We start from the raw sequence: 18,186 nt of genomic DNA on the forward strand, positions 1-18,186 counted from the left end.
CGGAACGATGCATGGAGAGTTGACTGAGTCGATTTCCTGGGACGACGGTCGGCGAAGCACGAAGGTCTATGCGCACGAGGTGTTCACGGCCGACGATCGAAGACTGGCGCCCACCCATCGTGGAGATGGTGATGGCGAAGCAGAACCTCGCGGCGTGGGATCCCAAAGGAATTTTCCCGCACCAGCTTCCTGAGGTAGCAGCGCCGGAGGAGTCCATCAACGCAGCGGAAAGGTCGCTCGGCATAACCTTTGATTCTGAGCTTCGCGGGTTTCTTGGGTACGCGGACGGTTGGAAGTGTTTTCATCAATCCGTCACCCTGTTCGGCGCCGGTGAGCTCGTCGGCGGACCGTTGCGGGACTCGTCACTTGAGGCTTTCGAGTACGCGCCTGAACCGCTGGAGGATCTTGGTCGAACCACCGAGGATCTGCTGACGATTGCTGCGAGTCTCGAACAAGCTGACATCTTCGTCATGCCGATCGACGACGGTGTCGTCGGGCGCAACGTGCATTGGCTTGCTGAGGGTGAGGTCATAGAGACTTTTGACACGTTCGGCCAGTACTTCGTGAGCATGATTGAGTACACGAAACGTCAGATCAGCAAACTGGAGGAACAGGCGAGAGCCGCAGGCATCACCGACCAGTGACGATCGAGGTGCGAGCGCTGAGGTGAGCGGACCCTGATCCCACGAAGGAGACGTTGTGATCAACCCATACGAGATCGTTGCTCGTGTACTTGCTGGTTTTGAGGCAGAACCGCAAGAGCCGCCGACGACGCGCACGACGGCAGACGAATCTCGGGCCGTCGGGATTCTGCAGGTGAAGGACTCGCCCGCTCGCGGTGTCGACTCGTGGGCGACTGTCGAGGCCAGCGCTTTCGAAACACCTTTTCGCACCCCGGACGGCCGCGGGGTTCGGGTCGAGTTTGTCGCCGCGGTCGACGGTCGTCTCGACCAGTTTGGCGACGCCGTCGCGGCGAGTGCCTTCGAGATCGATCCGGCCAACGACGTCAAACCGGGGACGGTGTATCGCGGTGCGGTGTCGAACGCCTACCCCGATGCCGCGACCCCGCACCTCTTCTCGGTTTCTCCGTTCATCTGGGATGCAGGATTCGAACAGTATGACGACGACGATGTGCATGTGACCTGGCTGCAGCTGGTTCCGATCACCGCAGACGAGGCCGACCTCGTGATTGCGCACGGGCCCGCAGCTCTTGAGGATGCGTTCGTGCGCGCGCAGCCCGACCTCTTCTCGATCGACCGCGCCAGCGTGCTGACCGGCGCATAACCACGGCGCAGGTGATCGTCGGGGATATCGTCGCTGGCCGACCGCTCTACGCGGTTGACGCCCTCCATGGCAGGATATGTGCCGAGGGGGTTATTACGTGAAGGACACGAGTTCCGCACAAGAGCGTGCTGATGTCGACCTGAAAGAACCGAAATCGGTCGTGCCGCTGCGCCTCGAGTTCGCTGGCGAATGGCACGATCTGCCGTTCGACCGGTCGTTCATCATCGGTCGCGAGGGTGATCTCGCGATTGACGAGAACCCCTATCTGCACCGGCACTTTCTCGAACTGCAGCACCGCGACGGGCTCTGGTGGCTGGCGAACATCGGCGTGCGTCTCGCGGCCACCGTGTCGAGTGCGGGAGGCGCGGTTCAATCGTGGCTCTCGCCGGGTGCGCGCATGCCGCTGGTCTTCGAGCGCAGCGTGATCGTCTTCACCGCAGGCCCCGTCACTTACGAGCTGAGCCTGCACACTGAGCAGGCACCGTATGAGGTCTCACGTCATGTCGAGGCGTCGATGAGTGGTGAGACGACGGTGATGCCGGCCCGATTCACTCCTCTGCAGAAGCAGCTCATCGTGGCCCTTGCCGAGCCGATGCTGCGACGTGAGGGCGTCAGCATGAACGAGCTGCCCTCGTCGAGCGATGCGGCCAAGCGCCTGGGCTGGACGATGACGAAGTTCAACCGCAAGCTCGACAACGTCTGCGACAAGCTCGACCGTATGGGCGTGCAGGGACTGCGCGGTGGCCCGGGCAAGCTTGCCACCAACCGACGCTCGCGGCTGGTCGAATATGCGGTGACCTCCCAGGTGGTCACGCGTGCCGACCTTCCGCTTCTCGACGACGACACCCTGCGCGATCAGGGCGACGCCGACGAACGCAGCTGACGCGGCGCGGCGCTTCGTCAGCGCGCCGCGTCGGCGAGATGGCGGGCGTCGTGGCTGAGCACCTTCACCATGATGCCGCGGCGACGCAGCTCGGCGAGCGTGCGGGTCTCTTCGTCGCGGTCGTTGCCAAGTGCGTGCAGATTCGCCACCACGAGCACATCGCCGGTCTGCAAGGTGTTGATGAGCCGGCTGAGCCGGTCGCCCCAGCTCTCCAGAATATCGGGGGCCGGATGCCGGAAGCCCTCGATCGGCACACCGAAACGGGTCAGGTCCTCCCGTTGCTGCACGACAGGTGGCATACCTTCGCGCGAGACCACCAGGCCGACCAGGCGCGAGCCTTTCGGCCGCGCGTGCCACCAATCATGGTTCTCTTCGAGCTCGGTGAAGCACTTCGGACATTCGGCTGCCGCATGCGGCAGATGCAGTGGGCTCGTCATCGAATCGCTCATGGTCGCACCTCCACAGCTATTCTGCCCTGCATCCGTGGGAATCAGTAGCCGGGCGCTCGGCGACCGGCGTGGCCGTCATCACAGCACGCCCAGCGCACGCACGGTCTCTCGCTCGTCGACCAGTTCGGCGACCGAGGCATCCACCTTCGCCCGGGCTCGATCGCTCAGCTCCAGGCCTTCGACGATCTGCCATTCGCCGTCGACCGAGCGCACGGGGAACGACGAGACCAGTCCCTCGGGAACGCCGTACTCACCGTGTGAGACGACGCCGGCACTGGTCCAGTCATCCGTGCCGCGCACCCAATCGCGAGTGTGCTCGATCGTCGCGTTCGCGGCGGACGCCACCGATGATGAACCGCGCACCTCGATGATCTCGGCGCCGCGTCGCGCGACGCGCGGAATGAACTCCTGCTCCAGCCACGTCGGAACCGGACGACCGTCGACGGTCGCGTGTGAGACGTCGGGAAACTGCGTGGCTGAGTGGTTGCCCCAGATCGGGACGCGACGGATGCTCGACACGGGGGCGTCGAGCGCGAGCGCCAGTTGGGCACGAGCGCGATTCTCGTCGAGGCGGGTGAGGGCGGTGAAGCGCTCAGCGGGAACACCGTCAGCGGATGCCGCGGCGATCAGCGCGTTCGTGTTGGCAGGGTTGCCGACAACCGTGACACGAACGTCTGCGGCCGCTGCCGCGGCGATCGCAGAACCCTGCGGGCCGAAGATCCCCGCGTTGGCGGCGAGCAGGTCGCCGCGTTCCATCCCGGGACCGCGTGGCCGTGCCCCCACGAGCAGAGCGAGGTTGCACCCGTCGAAGCCGGTGGCGGCGTCATCGGTCACCTCGACATCGTCGAGCAGGCTGAAGGCGCCGTCTTGCAGCTCGAGCGCTGCGCCCTCTGCGGCGGCGAGACCCTGCGGAATCTCGAGCAGACGCAGTCTGACCTTCTCGTCAGCTCCGAGCAGGTCGCCTGCTGCGATGCGGAACAGCAGGGCGTAGCCGATCTGCCCGCCCGCACCGGTGATCGTGATCGTGGTAGCCATAACCCGAGCCTACGACGCGGAACGGGAGCATCGCGATACGGTGAGATGACCGCACAAAAGCGGTCGTTTCACTGACCGGGGGTCGAACATGAACCTGGATGCGCTGTATCCGCCAATCGAACCGCACGACAGCGGGATGTTGCTCGTCGGCGACGGGCAGCGAGTCGCCTGGGAGGTCAGCGGAAATCCCGAGGGTGCACCGGTCGTCTATCTGCACGGTGGCCCGGGAGGCGCCTCCTCCCCCTGGCAGCGTCAGTTCTTCGACCCCGAGAAGTACCGCATCGTGCTGTTCGATCAGCGCGGGTGCGGCAAGAGCACGCCGTCGGCGGCTGACCCAGCGGACGACCTGCGCTTCAACACGACCGCGCACCTGGTCGCCGACCTCGAACTGCTGCGCAAGAACCTTGGCATCGAGAAGTGGCAGGTCTTCGGCGGATCGTGGGGCAGCGCTCTCGCCCTGGCCTACGCCCAGGCACACCCGACCGCAGTGAGCGGGCTCGTCCTGCGCGGCATCTTCACCCTGCGCAAGATGGAGCTGGAGTGGTTCTACGAAGGGGGAACGGCGGCGATCTTCCCTGATCTCTGGGAGGAGTTCATCGCGCCGATCCCGGTGCTCGAGCGCAATCGCATGATCGAGGCGTACCATCGGCGGCTGTTCGATCCTGACCCGGCCGTGCATGTTCCGGCGGCTGTCGCGTGGACGAAGTGGGAGGCCGCCACCGTGACCCTGCGACCCGATCCCGAGCTGGTCGCCGCCATGACGGTGCCTGAGTACGCCGTGGCCTTCGCCCGCATCGAGAGTCACTTCTTCATGAACCGCGGATGGTTCGCCGAAGGGCAGTTGCTGGAGAACATCGATCCGATCCGGCACATCCCCGCCGTCATCGTGCAGGGGCGGCATGACGCGTGCACGCCCATGATGACGGCGTGGGATCTGCACCGCGCCTGGCCGGAGGCCGAGTTCGTCGTCGTCGATGACGCCGGGCACGCGGCATCCGATCCTGGCATGCAGCGTGCGCTGCGCGACGCAGCCGACCGACTCGCGGGGTGATCAGGCGCGCAGCGCCTGCAGCAGGGTCTTCAACAACCCCATGACCCCGCCGTGGGCGCGGAAGCGGGTGAGGCCCTCGGATGCCTCGGCGCCGGTGCGCGCGGTGACGAACCACGGTGGCTTCGGCAGAATCGTGAACCGACCGCCGTGCGCCGACGGCAGCAGCGCACCGAGTGACCGCGGGAACGGACGGAACGGGCCGCGCACGACCGAGCGTTCCACCCGGTCGAGAAGCAGGGCGTTGTGGACGACCCCGATACCGCTGCCGACGTCATCGAGCGTGTTGCCGGGATACGCGCCCCAGGTCAGCGTGGGGAAGATGAAACCGAGCGCCGTCCAGGCGTTGACCGCGATCGAACCATAGCGCAGCTGGCTGAGCGCACGTTCGAAGCCGGTGCCGAGTGACCGCTCGGTCGCGGGGTCGATCAGCAGGTTCGCGCCGAGCGTTCCCTGGAGGTGATCGTTGGCGTGCGCGACAGCCGCGTCGAGGAAGTCCTGACCGGTGCCGGCGAGCTCGACCACTCCCAGAACCGGGGCGAAGTACTCCGTCGTCTGCAGGGCGGTCGGGTCGGTCGCCGTGTCAACCTCGACGAGGAGCCGGTCACCGAGCGCCAGGGCTTCCGGGTAATCGGCGTCGGCCTGCTGCATGCGCTGGGTTGCCGCCGGGTACCAGAGTGGTCGTTCGGGAGCGTTCGCATAGGCATGGCGCAGGGCGGCGCGGAATTGGTCACCCTGATCCCAGTCTGACGACAGGATCACCACCTGACCGGCGATGCAGTTGTGTCCGTTGTTCTGCAGGCGCATCGTGGCGATGTGCTCGGCGTGGAAGGTGAGATCGGCGTCGGTCCATTCGCCCGGCACCACGATGATCGGTGAGACGCCGCCGAGCTCTGCCGTGATGGGCTTCTTCAGCAGCGGGCGGTTGTCACGGCGGCGTCGCTTCGTGGCCGCCGCGGACGACCCGGTCGACGGACCCCACGTGATCGCATCGAATGTCGCGGCCGATCCGGTGATGTGCACGTGCGCCAGCTTCTTGTGCGCGGTCAGGTACGCGCCGACGTCGCCGCCGCCGCGGACGATCCGCAGGAACCCCGGTTCGATGAGCGGAGCGAACGCCTGCTCGAAGGTCGGAACGAGCGCGTCCTGGGTGGGATTCACCTTGAGCAGCACGGTGCGGTTGTGCGCCAACAGCTCGTAGAGCACGTCGAGGATCGGGATCGAGGTCACATTGCCCGCGCCGAGCACCAGACCGACGCCGCCGGATTCCTCCGGGGTGCGCTGCGCGAGTCCGGCCCCCGCACGGGCGGCACGCGGAGTGACCCCCGGTTCGAGCCAGACCTCGCCGGTGAAGCCGGACAGCAACACCGAGTCGAGGCCGGTGAGGGGAAAGGCATGCACACGGCAGCGTCCACCGGGTGCACGCCCGATGCGGATACCCTCCAGAGGATTGCGCCCGGCCGCCAGGCGAGACAGCGTCTCGATGTAAGCGTCGAGGGCGCCGAGGGTGCTGTACGGCCCCGACAGCCATTCCTCGCCGCGCAGCGGATGCTTCGCATCGAGTCCTTTGGAATCCGCTGCCGTGCGAGCCCACTGCTCGGTGACAGCCGAGACGCTCGATCGCACTGCCTGCAGCAGGGTCGCACGCTGGCTGACGGCCAGCGCAGTCCAGGTGCGGGTGCCGCGATGCAGCTCATCGATGGCGGCATCCAACCGCTTGCGGTCAGCGTCGTCGAACTCGCTCGTCACGTCGTCTCCTTCTGGCGGTGCCCCTAGCTTATGCGGGCGCGACCGGAGCGCTCTGAAAATCGCTACGACGCAGGCGGTAACGAGCCAGCGGAATCAGACTGACGGCCATGAGCGCTGCGGGGAGGATGCTGAAGCTGAGCACGATTGCGGTGACAGCTGCCTCGGGCTGCACGGTGTTTTCGCCGGCGATGCTCGAGAGATAGCCGGTCGCGGCGAGCATCAGCGCGACAACCGTCGCCCCGAGGGCGAAGCCGACAGTCTCGCCGGCTGTCCAGATGCCGGTGAAGGTGCCTGCCTGGCCGGGCCCCGTCGTATGTTCGTCGTGTGAGATGACATCCGGCAGCATCGCCATGGGCAGTGACTGCAGCCCCGCGTAGGCGATGCCCGCGAGCGCCACCGATGCGTAGATCCACGTGCCCGGCGTCCATACGGCGGCCGTGATGCTCGCCGCCGCGACGAGATAGAGGATGGTGGCGCCGAGGAATGCGCGTTCCTTGCCGATGCGGTGTGCGATCGCCGTCCAACCGGGCGTCGCGAGCAGGGCCGGGGCGACAAGCGCGATGAACAACAGCTCGACGGCGGCCTCGTCGCGCAGTACCCACGTGGCGACGTACTGGGCCCCGGCGAGCATGGTGCCCGTGGCGAGCGCTTGCAGCAGGAACGTCCCCAGCAGCGCGCGGAACGGAAGGCTGCGCCGCAGTGCTCGAAACCCCGTCAGATACTGATCGCGCAGCCCCCGAGATTGCATTGTGCGGACGAGGTCTCGCGGATTTCCAGCTGATTCATCCGCGGAATGCAGTCTCGCGGGGGTGAGGGAGGCGGATGCCGCGGCATCCGCTGTTCGCGTCGCTATCAGCATGCCGATGCCGATGACGACACCGGCGACGATGCCCATCAGCAGGTAGCCGCTGACCTGATCGCCGGTGGCACGACGCAGCATCGGCCCGCCGGCTCCGAACAGCAGAATCGCGGCGGTGAGCACGACGACCCGCCAGCCGAGCAGACGAGTTCGCTCGTCATAGCTGCGCGTCAGCTCGGCAGGAAGCGCCACATACGGCACCTGAAACAGGCTGAATGAGGTTGCTGTTCCGAGGAAGGCCAGCAGTACGCAGACCGCACCGGCCACCGGCCCCCACGCCGGCGGCACCGCGAAGGTCAGGGCGAAGAACAGCGGCAGGGTGAACGCGCCGATGAGCATGAAGCCGCGGCGCGAGCCTGTGCGTGCGAACTGCCGATCGCTGGCGGCGCCGATGAGAGGGTCGATGACGACGTCCCACACTTTGGCGGCCGTCACGATGAGGCCGGCGGCCAGAGCGGCGACGCCGAGGTTGTCGGTGAGGAAGTATGTCAGGACGAGCCCGGGCAGCGTCGCGTAGCCACCGGTGCCGAGGGATCCGACCGCGTAGTTCGCGATCGTGGGCACGGAGAGTCGGGAGGATGCTCGTTCGGGTCGAGCAGCGGTGCTCATCGCGCCAGTGTAGCGGTGCGACGAGCGGACTGGGAGGGCTCGGGGAAGGGCCCCGAGATCAGATCAGCGAGAGCTCACGCAGTTTCGCAGCGACGTCGTCGTTCGACGGCTCGACGTGGTGCGAGGCGTCGGGGTAGACGACGACCGGGATGTTCGTGCGACCCGAAATCTCACGGGCGACGTCTGCCGCGGCGGGCTCTGCGACCAGATCGACATAGGTGTACTCGATGCCGAGGTCGTCGAGTTGCTTCTTGGTACGACGGCAGTCACCGCACCATTCGGCGCCGAACATCGTGATCGCATCAGAGGCAGGAGAGGTCATGACTTAAGAATAGGCGCTGTCGGGGAAGGAGGCGTTGGATCCAACCCTTGTGGAGTTAGGTTACCCTTACCTACAATCGAAGTGTGACGTGGGCCTTTGAACATGATTATGCACCGGACTGGGAGAATCTCGACGGACCGGTGCTCATCGCGGGAGACATGCGCGATCTGTCCATGATCACCGATGTCTGCCGGCGATTGCCGTGGGACGCCATGGGCGTCGTGCTTCTCGAAGCGACGATGCGGGCGCAGATGAGAACCATCGATGTTCCCGAGGGAATCGCGGTGCGCTGGCTGATCCCCGGCGAGAGCCTGCACGAACGAATGCCCGGCGAACGCCTCGGGCTCGCAGTTCACGCCTGGTGCGTCGAATGGACCTGCGGCGATCCGCCGCTGGCCTGGACGGTCTGGCTCGGCCCGCACACCCCGCCGCATGTCGCCCGCATGGCCCGCAGTCTTCTCGGCGTGCACTCCCGCCCCGACCGCTGACCGCCGTCGGCTTTTCCCTCATAGAGCGGCATGAAACGATAGGAGGTGCCGCGAGGACCTGAGGGAGGCACGTGAGCACTGCAGTCACGGTCATCGTGCCGACGTTCAACGAACGCTCGAACGTCGCCGAACTCGTCGCGCGCGCGGGAGCGGCGCTCGCCGGTCGCGGCGGTGAGATCCTCTTCATCGACGACAGCTCAGACGACACCCCGGCCGAGATCGAACGCGTCGCGGCGGATGCGCCGGTGCCGGTGCGAGTCATCCACCGCACGCACAATGTCGGCGGTTTGGGCGGCGCGGTCGTCCACGGCCTTTCTGAAGCCGCGTCGGACGTTTGCGTCGTGATGGACGGTGACCTGCAGCATCCGCCCGAGTTGATCCCCGCGATGATCGAGCGCTTCGAGCAGGGCGACGCCGACGTCGTCGCGGCATCGCGCTATGTGGGCGGCGGCGACACCCGGGGTCTCGGCACGGCCGTGCGTTTCGGTGTCTCGCGAGCAGCCACCTGGCTGACCAAGGCGATGTTCCCGCGGCGCCTGGCGAACAGCACCGACCCGATGACCGGGTTCTTCCTCGTCGACCGGCGACGCCTCGAAGTGGCGAGACTGCGTCCGCAGGGGTTCAAGATCCTGCTCGAGATCCTCGCCAGAACAGACATGCGCATCGCCGAGGTGCCGATGGAGTTCTCCGAACGCCGAAACGGCACGTCGAAGGCGACCTTCCGGCAGGGTGCGACGTTCGCGCTGCACCTCGCGCGGCTGCGGTTCGGCAAGATGTCGCTGTTCGCGCTCATCGGTGGCATCGGCGCCATCGTGAACCTCGCCATCATGTGGGCACTCACGACGCTCGGGGTCGACTACGTCTGGGCGGCGATCATCGGCGCCGAGGTCACGATCATCGGCAACTTCCTGCTGCAGGAGCGGTTCGTCTTCGAAGACATGCGACGCGATGCCCGCAGTGTCGGCGCCCGCTTCGCGGCATCCTTCACGTTCAACAACGTCGAGGCTGCGCTGCGCATCCCCATCATGGTGCTGATGGTCGAGACCTGGCACATCTCCAGCGTGCTGGCCACCGCGTTGTCGCTGATCGTCGCGTTCTTCGCGCGATTCCTTTTCCACTCGCTGTTCGTCTACGCGCCGCGCCGCGGGCGCAGTGGACGATCGGATGCCGCGGGCACAGAGCCGAAACCAGACACCGCGGCGCAGCGCATCATCCGCGCCATCGACGCCGAGGCCATGCGCCCGGGGGAACTCTGAAACGCTCTCGCAGCATCCGTTCGAGCGATCTCGGGTAGACTGGTGGTGCAACGTGAACGATTCGCCATGATTTCGGCGCTCACGTCGCCACTGATCAGGGCCGTAACGGACCGCTCGCACCGACGCGCGCGGCATCCGCTCTCGATCTCCACAACCTGAAGACGCGCACGCGCGCGTCCACACACAGCAATGAGCAACACAATGAGCAGTACCCCTACTTTCACATCGACAGCGCTGACCTGGAAACAGGCGGACGACAACGTGCACGTCGCCACACGCGATGGTGAATTCGCCGGCTTCGTCGAAGCATCCGGCGCCGCGCTTCTCGCGCGCGACAACCACGGCACCGCACTCGGATCGTTCTCCAGTCTTCCTGAGGCGCGACGTGCACTTGAGCGCTCGCCGCGGCGAGCGACGCGTTCGATCGGACTGGCACTGCGCCGCCGTCTCAGCCGCGCGCGGTCCTGACGTATACGCGTCGGCGTATACGCGCCCAGTTAGCATGGGCAGAAGCGATCGGCGACCGCCCTTGGCTTCACAGCTCACGGGCTCCGATCGGCAGGAGAGCAGTATCTCCATCCCACAGGTTGAACAGACCACAGGCACCCTCGGACCGGTGCGTCAGACGTACTCGGGAAACGCTGACTTCCCTCCCATGGCCAAGGCCTACCGAAGCGTGTCACAGGTGGTTCGCGAACTGGGGCTGCTGCGGCGAGCGCACTGGTTCTACGCGACAGTCGGAGCGGGTATCGCCGTGGCGCTCGGCGGCGCGATCACCGGATTCATCCTGCTCGGCGACAGCTGGTTCCAGCTGCTCATCGCAGCCGCCCTCGGCATCATCTTCACGCAGATCGCGTTCCTCGCGCACGAGGCCGCGCACCGGCAGATTCTGACCTCTGGTCCGGCGAACTTCCGGTTGGCGCGCATCCTCGTCGGTCTGGTGGGCATGAGCTATTCGTGGTGGGACAACAAGCACACCAAACACCATGGAAATCCCAACCAGGTCGGCAGGGATCCCGACATCGAGGTCGACACGGTCTCGTTCCTCGAGACGGATGCCGCGAAGTCGCGCGGTCTGATCCGCATGATCACGCGCCGGCAGGGGTGGTTGTTCTTCCCGCTGCTGACGCTCGAAGGGCTGAATCTGCACTACCTCAGCCTCAAGTACCTGCTCACCAAGAAAAATGTTCCCGGGCGCTGGTTCGAGCTGACGTTGATCGTCGTGCGTATCGCGGCCGTGGTGGTGCCGGTCTTCCTGCTGTTGCCGCTCGGCATGGCGTTCGCGTTCATGGGCGTGCAGCTGGCCGTGTTCGGCGTCTACATGGGGGCCTCGTTCGCACCGAACCACAAAGGGATGCCGATCATCGAGCCCGGCGCCCGACTCGACTTCTTCACCAAGCAGGTGCGCACCTCCCGCAACATCTCGGGCGGCTGGTGGGTGACGGCGCTCATGGGCGGTCTCAACTACCAGGTCGAGCACCACCTGTTCCCGAACATGCCGCGGCCCTACCTGGCGCAGGCGCGCGAGATCGTTCGCGACTACTGCCTCGCCAATGACGTGCCGTACACCGAGACCACACTCCTGCACTCGTACGCGATCGTGATCGAGTATCTGAATCGGGTGGGGCTCGCCGCCGGCGACCCGTTCGACTGCCCGGCGGTCGCGCAGTTCGGTCGGGCCTGACAGGCTCTGCCTCTTCTAGGTGTGCTCTGCCACGGCCGAGGCCAGCCGTTCGCGGATCTCCTTCGCGTGCGGCGATCCCATGCTCTCGAACAGCTTGGCGGCCTCACGCCAGTGTGTGATCTGCTCGACAGGATCTGACGCGGCATCCCCCTGCAGCTGAGCGAACTGGCCGTGCAGCAGGGGGTCCTCCGCCTGCTGCGCCCATCGGCCGGTCTCTGCCAGCAGATCATGAAGCGCGGGGTCGTCGCGCTCGTCCAGAAGCAGACGGCACATCTCGATGGCCACCTCCGCGCACAGCCGCGCATCCGCGGTCTTGCGAGCCATATCCAGCGCGTGCGTGAGATGCACACGAGCGCCGGTCAGGTCTGCGTTCAGGCGAAGCAGCTTGCCGATCATCGTCTCGGCGTTGATCTCGCCGAGGTTGAAGTTGACCTCTTCGGAGAGCTGGAGTGCTTGGCGCGCGATGGTCAATGCGGTATCCGGTTCATCGAGATCGATGAACAGCTGTGCACGGTTCACCATGAGATTGGCGTACATCAGACGGTGGCCGCTCTGCTCGGCCACCGCCAGAGCCTCGTCATTGACCGAGAGGACATCCGCCCAGCGGCCCAATCTCGATAGCGCGACCCCCCGGTTCACCAGGCACGATAGCAGGCGGTTGGATTGATCGAGTTCGCGGTGCACTTCGGCTCCGCGCTCGAAGCTCACGACGGCCTGCTCCAGTTCGCCGCTGTACACCAGTGCGACGCCGATCATGTTCAGCAGCAGTCCGGTGATGCCCGGATCATCCAGATCACCCTCGAGTCGCGCGGCGCGGCGCAGGTGCACGAGAGCCTCCTGAGCGCGTCCGAGCGCGGCGAACACCTGTCCGACGTCGAGGCTGGCGGTTGCGTATGCCGTCGCATCGCCGATCGCCGATGCCGTCTGGGCCGCGGCCTCGTGCAGACTGATCGCGTCTTCATGCCGTCCGGTGAGATGGAGCCACCAGCTGATGCCCTCGGAGATGCGGATGAGGATCTGCGGGTGCTCTCGCGCCGCGGCGGCGTACGCGACGCTGAGGATGTCGTCGAGGTGGTCTACGAGCCATCTCTCTGCTTCTTCGCTGCGCCACGACCGCTCGGCGTACGCGAACCGAGCCGGGCGCGGAGTGTCGCCGATCGATGTCGAAAGGGTCGTATACGCCGCCCACACCGAGTCGACGATGTGGTCACCGAGGCGTTCGAACGCGGCAGATCGCTCGCGGGGAGAGTCATATTCGGCGCATCGGTCGGCGGCGAACGCGCGCACCAGCGCGTGGAGGGTGAACTGTCCGTCGCCGAGCGGAACCACGAGGTTGCGCTGGTGCAGTTCGGTCAGCGTCGTTGTCGCATCGTCGTGGGTGGCGCCGGTCAGCGCTGCGACGGCGACCGCGTCGACATCACTGATCGGAGCGTCGGCGATGAGGCGCAGCATCCGATCTGCCTGCTGGTCGAGGTCTGTCACCGACAGCGACAAAGCGCTGCGCACTCGGTCGTCGATGCGGTTCTCAGCAAGGCGTTTCTCGAGCAGCTCGGCGTGGTCTGCCAATGTCCAGTCGGGGTGGGCCGACAGGCGCCGGCCGGTAAGGGTCAGCGCCAGCGGCAGGCGTCCGGCAGCGTCGGCGAGTCGGGTGGCGGCAGGAAGATCCGTGTCGACCGAGCCCGCGTCGGTGAGCCGGTTCAGCAACGCGATGGACTCTGCCGTGTCGAACTCTTCGAGCGTGAGCGATCTGCGTGTAGAAACCTCCGTGTGTGGGCGGTTGCGGCTTGTCACGAGCACGAGTCCCTGCGCGGCATCACCGACGATCTCGGCGACCTGCTCGTCGTCTTTCGCGTCATCGAGGATCAGAATCGTCTTCGTCGATGCCAGCTGGGCGCGAAGCTGCTTCCGTCGTTTCGGAGCGGGCTCGGTCACGTGCTCGCGGGCGCCGATATGGCGAAGGATGGCTTCGGTGACGGCATCCGGTGAGGCGGCGTCCGCGTCGCTTCGGTGACCGCCGAGCTCGACGAAGACGCCGGCGCTGGCTGCATCGCGCTGCAGCACGGACGCGATGTGCAGGGCGAGCTGGGTCTTGCCCATGCCGGGCATGCCATCGATCCAGACGGTGCTGGCACCCTGCTCGACCCAGGTGAGGATCGTGCTGATCGATTCGCGACGCCCGAGGAACTCTGGAACGGGCTGAGGAATCTCGGTGCGCAGCGTGACGACCGAGGCGGAGTCCGCTACGCCCTGCGCAGCGACGCATCGTTCCAGCCACCGGGGGAGATCCGGATCGGTGAGTCCGAGAGCTGCCGCGATCTCGACGCTCAGATCGATGTCGAGCCGCTTACGACCGGATTTGAAACAGTCGTATACGGTCGAGCGCGCCAGCCGACGTTCATGCTCAGGAATGCCCCGGGCAGCCCGTCGCTCTTCGATGCGGCGGGCGATCTCGGCGTAGGAGGTGCCGCCGTCGGTCGTGCGCAGTGCGCGCAGCTCGTCAGCAATCGTGTCGATGTTGCGGGGAGCGACAGCCCAGTTCACAGCAGAAGGCGATGCGTCAGTCTGATGCACGGGGGCTCCTGGGGAGGGTGGCACGGTCTCGGTGAGCCTAGCAGTGCACGAATCGGGCCTGTTCGCGCGCTGCGCACGGGTGTCCGGGAATGTCCGAGTTCGTCGTCACACCGCAGTGTGCGCTGCCAAGGTGTCAGGTGGCCCGGTGTGCTCTGCACGGGCGATCTTCACCTTTCAGCAACGAGGAGTATGCATGCGCACAGTGGATTCAGCGTTTCGGGGGCGCCGAAGTCTGGCGGTGGCAGTGCCGATAGCGATGATCGCGACGGCACTCGCACTGCCGGTCGTGGCGAACGCCGCTTCTACGGTTCCGACCGGCGGGTACTCGGGAACGAGCGACGCGTACAACGGTGCGACGGTCGAGTTCTCGATCGATGGCGACGGCCGAATGACGAACTTCGCTACCGAGAGCTATCTGTACTGCGGTAGTTTCCCGACGGCGATCCAATGGGCCGAGCAGCCTCCGTTGCAGGTGACTGCCGGGTCGACGTTCACGCAGGAGTGGACCTTCTCCGACGTCGAGTACGAGCTCAGCGGTGTCATCACTGCTGATGGCGACGCCGTGGGTATCGGCGTCGCGAAGATGCCGAGCATCGGATGCACCGGGTTGGACTTCGAATGGACCGCCACGGCGGACGAGGATCCGATCGTGGTCGATCCTGAGGTGACGTTGTCGCCGTCCGAGGTGACGGTGTCTGAGCTTGCGAGCTCAGGCATCACCGTGTGGGGCACCGGCTTCGTGCCTGACGCCTCGGTATCGCTGACGGTCGGCGGCGCATCGGGCGGCAACCAGACAGCGGATGCTGACGGCGATGTCACGTTCACGTTCAGCGGTGACCTCGCAGCTGGCTCGCATGCGGTGGTGCTCAGCTCGACCGAGGGCGATGCGTCGTCGACACTGACGGTTGTCGAGGACCCGGTGGTTGTGGACCCTGAGGTGTCGGTGTCACCGTCTGAGGTGACGGTGTCGGAGTTCACTTCTTCTGGCGTAGCCGTGTCTGGCACGGGCTTCGCCCCGAATTCGTCGGTGTCGCTGTCGGTCGGTGGTGTGCACGGCGGAACCAAAAACGCGGACGCGGATGGCGCCGTCTCGTTCGCATACGTATCGGGGTCGCAGGGGGTGGGTTCGTATAACGTCGTGCTCAGCTCGGCTGACGGTAGCGCATCGTCGACACTGACTGTCGTCGATGACCCGGTTGTTGTGGATCCTGCGGTGTCGGTGTCGCCGTCTGAGGTGACGGTGTCGGAGCTGGCGTCTTCTGGGGTGGCCGTATCTGGCACGGGTTTTGCGCCGGGCGCCTCGGTGTCGCTGACTGTCGGTGGTGTTGATGGCGGTTCGCAGTCGGCGGATGCGGACGGCAATGTCGAGTTCTCGTTCAGTGGTGAGCTTGCGGCTGGGCCGCATGCGGTTGTGCTCAGCTCGGCCGATGGCGATGCGGAAGCATCGTTGACTGTCGTCGATGACCCGCTTGTTGTGGATCCTGCGGTGTCGGTGTCGCCTGCCGAGGTGACGGTGTCGGAGCTGGCGTCTTCTGGTGTGGCCGTGTCTGGCACGGGTTTTGCGCCGGGCGCCTCGGTGTCGCTGACTGTCGGTGGTGTTGATGGTGGCAGCCAGTCGGCGGATGCGGACGGCAATGTCGAGTTCTCGTTCAGTGGCGAGCTTGCGGCTGGGCCGCATGCGGTTGTGCTCAGCTCGGCCGATGGCGATGCGGAAGCATCGTTGACGGTCGTCGATGACCCGGTTGTTGTGGATCCTGCGGTGTCGGGGTCGCCTGCCGAGGTGACGGTGTCGGAGCTGGCGTCTTCTGGTGTGGCCGTATCTGGCACGGGTTTTGCGCCGGATGCATTGGTGTCGTTGACTGTTGGCGGTGTTGATGGCGGTTCGCAGTCGACGGCTGCGGACGGCAACGTCGAGTTCTCGTTCAGTGGCGAGCTTGCTGCTGGGCCGCATGCGGTTGTGCTGAGTTCGACCGATGGCGATGCGGAGACGTCGTTGACGGTCGTGGAGGACCCGGTTGTGATCGACCCCGAGCTGCCCGAGCAGATTCCTGCTGAGACCCCGTCTGAGGACGAGCTGACCGCAGATAACGGCGGCGCGGTCTCGGTGCCGGAGGGAACGGTTGAAGGCGAACAGGTCACCGTGCGCATCGGCGACGCTCAGCCTGGTGACGTGATCGGCGTGTGGCTGTTCTCCACACCGCAGTACCTCGGCACCTTCACGGTTTCGGATGATCTGACGGTGACGGTCGAGCTTCCGGAGGGCATCACCGGGGCACACCGTATCGCCGTCTACGACATCGACGGGCAGCTTCAGGGCTGGGACACCACGATCATCGCGCCGGCGCAGACTGACGTTCCGACACCGGGGGACCAGGCTCCCGATGCGGAAGACGGCGATAACCAGCTTGCCGCCACGGGTGGTGACAGCAGCGGCGCGCTCGGCGCAGGGCTTGTGCTGCTGCTGGCGGGCGCGTTGACGCTGGTTGTGTGGCGCCTGCGTGCGTCAGCTCGCGCATAGCGCTCAGTCAGGAGCGAGCGGGGAAGGGAGGGGAATTCATCGAAGTTCCCCTCCCTTCCTGTGCGAGCACGATGTTCGCTACCGTGTGGGCATGAACGATTATTCAGGAGTGGCCGCCGGGCTCGGCATCGGCGCCATTATCTTCGGTCTGGTCATCTACCTCGGCACGATCGCGCTCATGCTGTGGATCGGCTACCTCATCATGCGCACGGCCGTGAAGAACGGCATCCTGCGCGCTGACGCCGAGCGTGCAGCGCAGCGACCGGGAGGAGTATACGGCGCGCCGCCGCAGCATCCGCAGAACCCGGGTGGGCCGCCGCAGCAACGGTACTGACCGTCGCTGGTGCGACGTAGAGTCGGAGCATGTCAGAGCTGCACGATCTGACCGCGACCGAACAGGTGGCGGCGTTGCGCAGGGGCGATCTCAGCCCCGTGGATCTCGCCGCTCACTACCTTGATCGCATCGCCCGGCTCGATGACGAGATCGGAGCGTTCGTCGAGGTGACGGCGGATGCTGCGCTCGCGCGAGCCACCGCGCTGAGACCATCACCGACCGGGAGGTTATGGGGACTGCCCTTCGCCGACAAGGATCTCGTGGCTCGTGCTGGCGTGCCGACGCGGTTCGGCTCACGTCTGCATCGTGATTTCGTGCCGGATGCCACGGCCGATCAAGCGGCCGTGCTCGATGAGGCGGGTGGTGTCAGCCTCGGCAAGACGAACACTCCCGAGTTCGGCCTCACCGGGTACACGGAGACGCAGATCGCCCGGCCCGCACGCGATCCCTGGAACCTCGATAACGGCGCCGGCGGGTCGAGCGGAGGTGCCGCGGCGGCGGTCGCGGCTGGTCTGTTGCCGTTGGCCCCGGCGTCGGACGGCGGCGGGTCGATTCGCATTCCGTCCGCGACCGTCGGCGTCGTCGGACTCAAGCCGTCGCGAGGGCGCATTCCTTTTGCATCCGGGCTCGACAGCCCAGGTGGATTGCCTGTCGCCGGTCCCATCGCGCGGACGGTGGCCGACGCAGCGTTGCTATTGGAAGTGCAGGTCGTCGGGCGCGCGTATTCGTACGCGACGCAGGCGCCAGGGGTGGGTCGCTTCGTCGACGCGGCGACGGATGCCGTGGCATCCGCTCGTGTCGGCGTCACCACCGTGTCGCCGTGGGACGACGACGAAGACATCGTGCTCGACAGCGACGCGGCGCGTGCTGTCGACGTTGCCACGATCTTGCTGACGGATGCCGGGCACGCAGCCGACGCGTTCAACTGGCGCCCGCGCGGATACGCGTCGATGTTCACGACGATCTGGCGCACGAGCGCTGCGCGCATGGATCTGTCGGATGCCGAACTCGATCTCGTTGAGCCGATCACGGCGTGGCTTGTGCGCGAGGGGCGTGCCCTGAGCGGAGCGAAGGTGCTTGAGGCTCTTGCGGCCGCA

Annotated in this window: 17 protein-coding genes; 11 read left to right on the plus strand and 6 right to left on the minus strand. The window is 66.0% G+C overall.

Annotated features, from left to right (window positions below; genetic code table 11):
- Positions 1-131 precede the first annotated feature (131 nt).
- The 3 genes from Q1J95_RS07415 (at position 132) to Q1J95_RS07425 (ending at position 2,167) form a co-directional block, all read left to right on the plus strand.
- Complete coding sequence (locus Q1J95_RS07415) at positions 132-644, plus strand: SMI1/KNR4 family protein (RefSeq protein WP_300266777.1); 513 nt, start codon at positions 132-134, stop codon at positions 642-644.
- A 55-nt stretch (positions 645-699) separates the two neighbouring features.
- Positions 700-1,284, plus strand: coding sequence for a suppressor of fused domain protein (locus Q1J95_RS07420; RefSeq protein ID WP_300266778.1), 585 nt, complete (start codon positions 700-702; stop codon positions 1,282-1,284).
- Positions 1,285-1,450: 166 nt separating this feature from the next.
- Entirely contained in the window at positions 1,451-2,167 is a 717-nt protein-coding gene (locus tag Q1J95_RS07425) for a hypothetical protein (protein WP_300266795.1), read from the plus strand.
- A 17-nt stretch (positions 2,168-2,184) separates the two neighbouring features.
- On the opposite strand, the gene Q1J95_RS07430 is transcribed toward Q1J95_RS07425, so the two are convergent.
- Complete coding sequence (locus tag Q1J95_RS07430; protein WP_300266779.1) at positions 2,185-2,616, minus strand: dehydrogenase; 432 nt, start codon at positions 2,614-2,616, stop codon at positions 2,185-2,187.
- A 78-nt stretch (positions 2,617-2,694) separates the two neighbouring features.
- A complete protein-coding gene (locus Q1J95_RS07435) occupies positions 2,695-3,651 on the minus strand; it encodes a malate dehydrogenase (protein ID WP_300266780.1) in 957 nt (318 codons plus the stop codon).
- 88 nt (positions 3,652-3,739) lie between these two features.
- Between Q1J95_RS07435 and pip the strand changes: the two genes are divergently transcribed.
- Positions 3,740-4,702 carry a prolyl aminopeptidase gene (pip, locus tag Q1J95_RS07440; RefSeq protein ID WP_300266781.1) on the plus strand — a complete coding sequence of 321 codons (963 nt, stop codon included), beginning with the start codon at positions 3,740-3,742 and terminating at the stop codon, positions 4,700-4,702.
- Here pip and Q1J95_RS07445 read toward each other — a convergent pair whose 3' ends face one another.
- Genes Q1J95_RS07445 through Q1J95_RS07455 form a run of 3 tightly spaced genes read right to left on the minus strand, consistent with a single transcriptional unit; the run spans position 4,703 to position 8,238 of the window.
- Positions 4,703-6,448: an aldehyde dehydrogenase family protein gene (locus Q1J95_RS07445; RefSeq protein ID WP_300266782.1), complete on the minus strand. Its 1,746-nt coding sequence runs from the start codon at positions 6,446-6,448 to the stop codon at positions 4,703-4,705.
- A 28-nt stretch (positions 6,449-6,476) separates the two neighbouring features.
- Complete coding sequence (locus Q1J95_RS07450; RefSeq protein WP_300266783.1) at positions 6,477-7,916, minus strand: MFS transporter; 1,440 nt, start codon at positions 7,914-7,916, stop codon at positions 6,477-6,479.
- Between the two features lie 58 nt (positions 7,917-7,974).
- The gene (locus Q1J95_RS07455; protein WP_300266784.1) at positions 7,975-8,238 is read right to left on the minus strand and encodes a glutaredoxin domain-containing protein; all 264 of its coding nucleotides are present in this window, start codon (positions 8,236-8,238) and stop codon (positions 7,975-7,977) included.
- 83 nt (positions 8,239-8,321) lie between these two features.
- Here Q1J95_RS07455 and Q1J95_RS07460 point away from each other — a divergent pair, with 83 nt between their 5' ends.
- The 4 genes from Q1J95_RS07460 (at position 8,322) to Q1J95_RS07475 (ending at position 11,666) form a co-directional block, all read left to right on the plus strand.
- Positions 8,322-8,726, plus strand: coding sequence for a hypothetical protein (locus Q1J95_RS07460; RefSeq protein WP_300266785.1), 405 nt, complete (start codon positions 8,322-8,324; stop codon positions 8,724-8,726).
- A gap of 71 nt (positions 8,727-8,797) precedes the next feature.
- Positions 8,798-9,982, plus strand: a complete 1,185-nt coding sequence (locus Q1J95_RS07465; RefSeq protein ID WP_300266786.1) for a glycosyltransferase family 2 protein — start codon at positions 8,798-8,800, stop codon at positions 9,980-9,982.
- A 201-nt stretch (positions 9,983-10,183) separates the two neighbouring features.
- Positions 10,184-10,450: a hypothetical protein gene (locus Q1J95_RS07470; RefSeq protein WP_300266787.1), complete on the plus strand. Its 267-nt coding sequence runs from the start codon at positions 10,184-10,186 to the stop codon at positions 10,448-10,450.
- Positions 10,451-10,484: 34 nt separating this feature from the next.
- The gene (locus Q1J95_RS07475; RefSeq protein WP_366945543.1) at positions 10,485-11,666 is read left to right on the plus strand and encodes an acyl-CoA desaturase; all 1,182 of its coding nucleotides are present in this window, start codon (positions 10,485-10,487) and stop codon (positions 11,664-11,666) included.
- Positions 11,667-11,681: 15 nt separating this feature from the next.
- Here Q1J95_RS07475 and Q1J95_RS07480 read toward each other — a convergent pair whose 3' ends face one another.
- Positions 11,682-14,237, minus strand: a complete 2,556-nt coding sequence (locus tag Q1J95_RS07480) for an NB-ARC domain-containing protein (protein WP_300266788.1) — start codon at positions 14,235-14,237, stop codon at positions 11,682-11,684.
- Positions 14,238-14,430: 193 nt separating this feature from the next.
- Here Q1J95_RS07480 and Q1J95_RS07485 point away from each other — a divergent pair, with 193 nt between their 5' ends.
- The 3 genes from Q1J95_RS07485 to Q1J95_RS07495 all read left to right on the plus strand — a co-directional run.
- Entirely contained in the window at positions 14,431-16,755 is a 2,325-nt protein-coding gene (locus Q1J95_RS07485; protein WP_300266790.1) for a hypothetical protein, read from the plus strand.
- A gap of 91 nt (positions 16,756-16,846) precedes the next feature.
- Positions 16,847-17,089, plus strand: a complete 243-nt coding sequence (locus Q1J95_RS07490) for a hypothetical protein (RefSeq protein WP_300266791.1) — start codon at positions 16,847-16,849, stop codon at positions 17,087-17,089.
- Between the two features lie 29 nt (positions 17,090-17,118).
- Positions 17,119-18,186, plus strand: a 1,068-nt coding sequence (locus Q1J95_RS07495) for an amidase (protein ID WP_300266793.1), incomplete at its 3' end; no start/stop codon positions are given.

The sequence above is a fragment of the Microbacterium sp. genome, assembly GCF_029263575.1.
Taxonomy (GTDB): domain Bacteria; phylum Actinomycetota; class Actinomycetes; order Actinomycetales; family Microbacteriaceae; genus Microbacterium.

What these genes read in the sequence shown, in the direction of transcription:
- Q1J95_RS07430 (WP_300266779.1), bottom strand. Translation starts at nt 2,616, where the DNA reads ATGAGCGATTCGATGACGAGCCCACTGCATCTGCCGCATGCGGCAGCC.
- Q1J95_RS07435 (WP_300266780.1), bottom strand. Translation starts at nt 3,651, where the DNA reads ATGGCTACCACGATCACGATCACCGGTGCGGGCGGGCAGATCGGCTAC.
- Q1J95_RS07455 (WP_300266784.1), bottom strand. Translation starts at nt 8,238, where the DNA reads ATGACCTCTCCTGCCTCTGATGCGATCACGATGTTCGGCGCCGAATGG.
- Q1J95_RS07470 (WP_300266787.1), top strand. Translation starts at nt 10,184, where the DNA reads ATGAGCAGTACCCCTACTTTCACATCGACAGCGCTGACCTGGAAACAG.
- Q1J95_RS07475 (WP_366945543.1), top strand. Translation starts at nt 10,485, where the DNA reads ATGGGCAGAAGCGATCGGCGACCGCCCTTGGCTTCACAGCTCACGGGC.
- pip (WP_300266781.1), top strand. Translation starts at nt 3,740, where the DNA reads ATGAACCTGGATGCGCTGTATCCGCCAATCGAACCGCACGACAGCGGG.
- Q1J95_RS07450 (WP_300266783.1), bottom strand. Translation starts at nt 7,916, where the DNA reads ATGAGCACCGCTGCTCGACCCGAACGAGCATCCTCCCGACTCTCCGTG.
- Q1J95_RS07490 (WP_300266791.1), top strand. Translation starts at nt 16,847, where the DNA reads ATGAACGATTATTCAGGAGTGGCCGCCGGGCTCGGCATCGGCGCCATT.
- Q1J95_RS07415 (WP_300266777.1), top strand. Translation starts at nt 132, where the DNA reads ATGGCGAAGCAGAACCTCGCGGCGTGGGATCCCAAAGGAATTTTCCCG.
- Q1J95_RS07485 (WP_300266790.1), top strand. Translation starts at nt 14,431, where the DNA reads ATGCGCACAGTGGATTCAGCGTTTCGGGGGCGCCGAAGTCTGGCGGTG.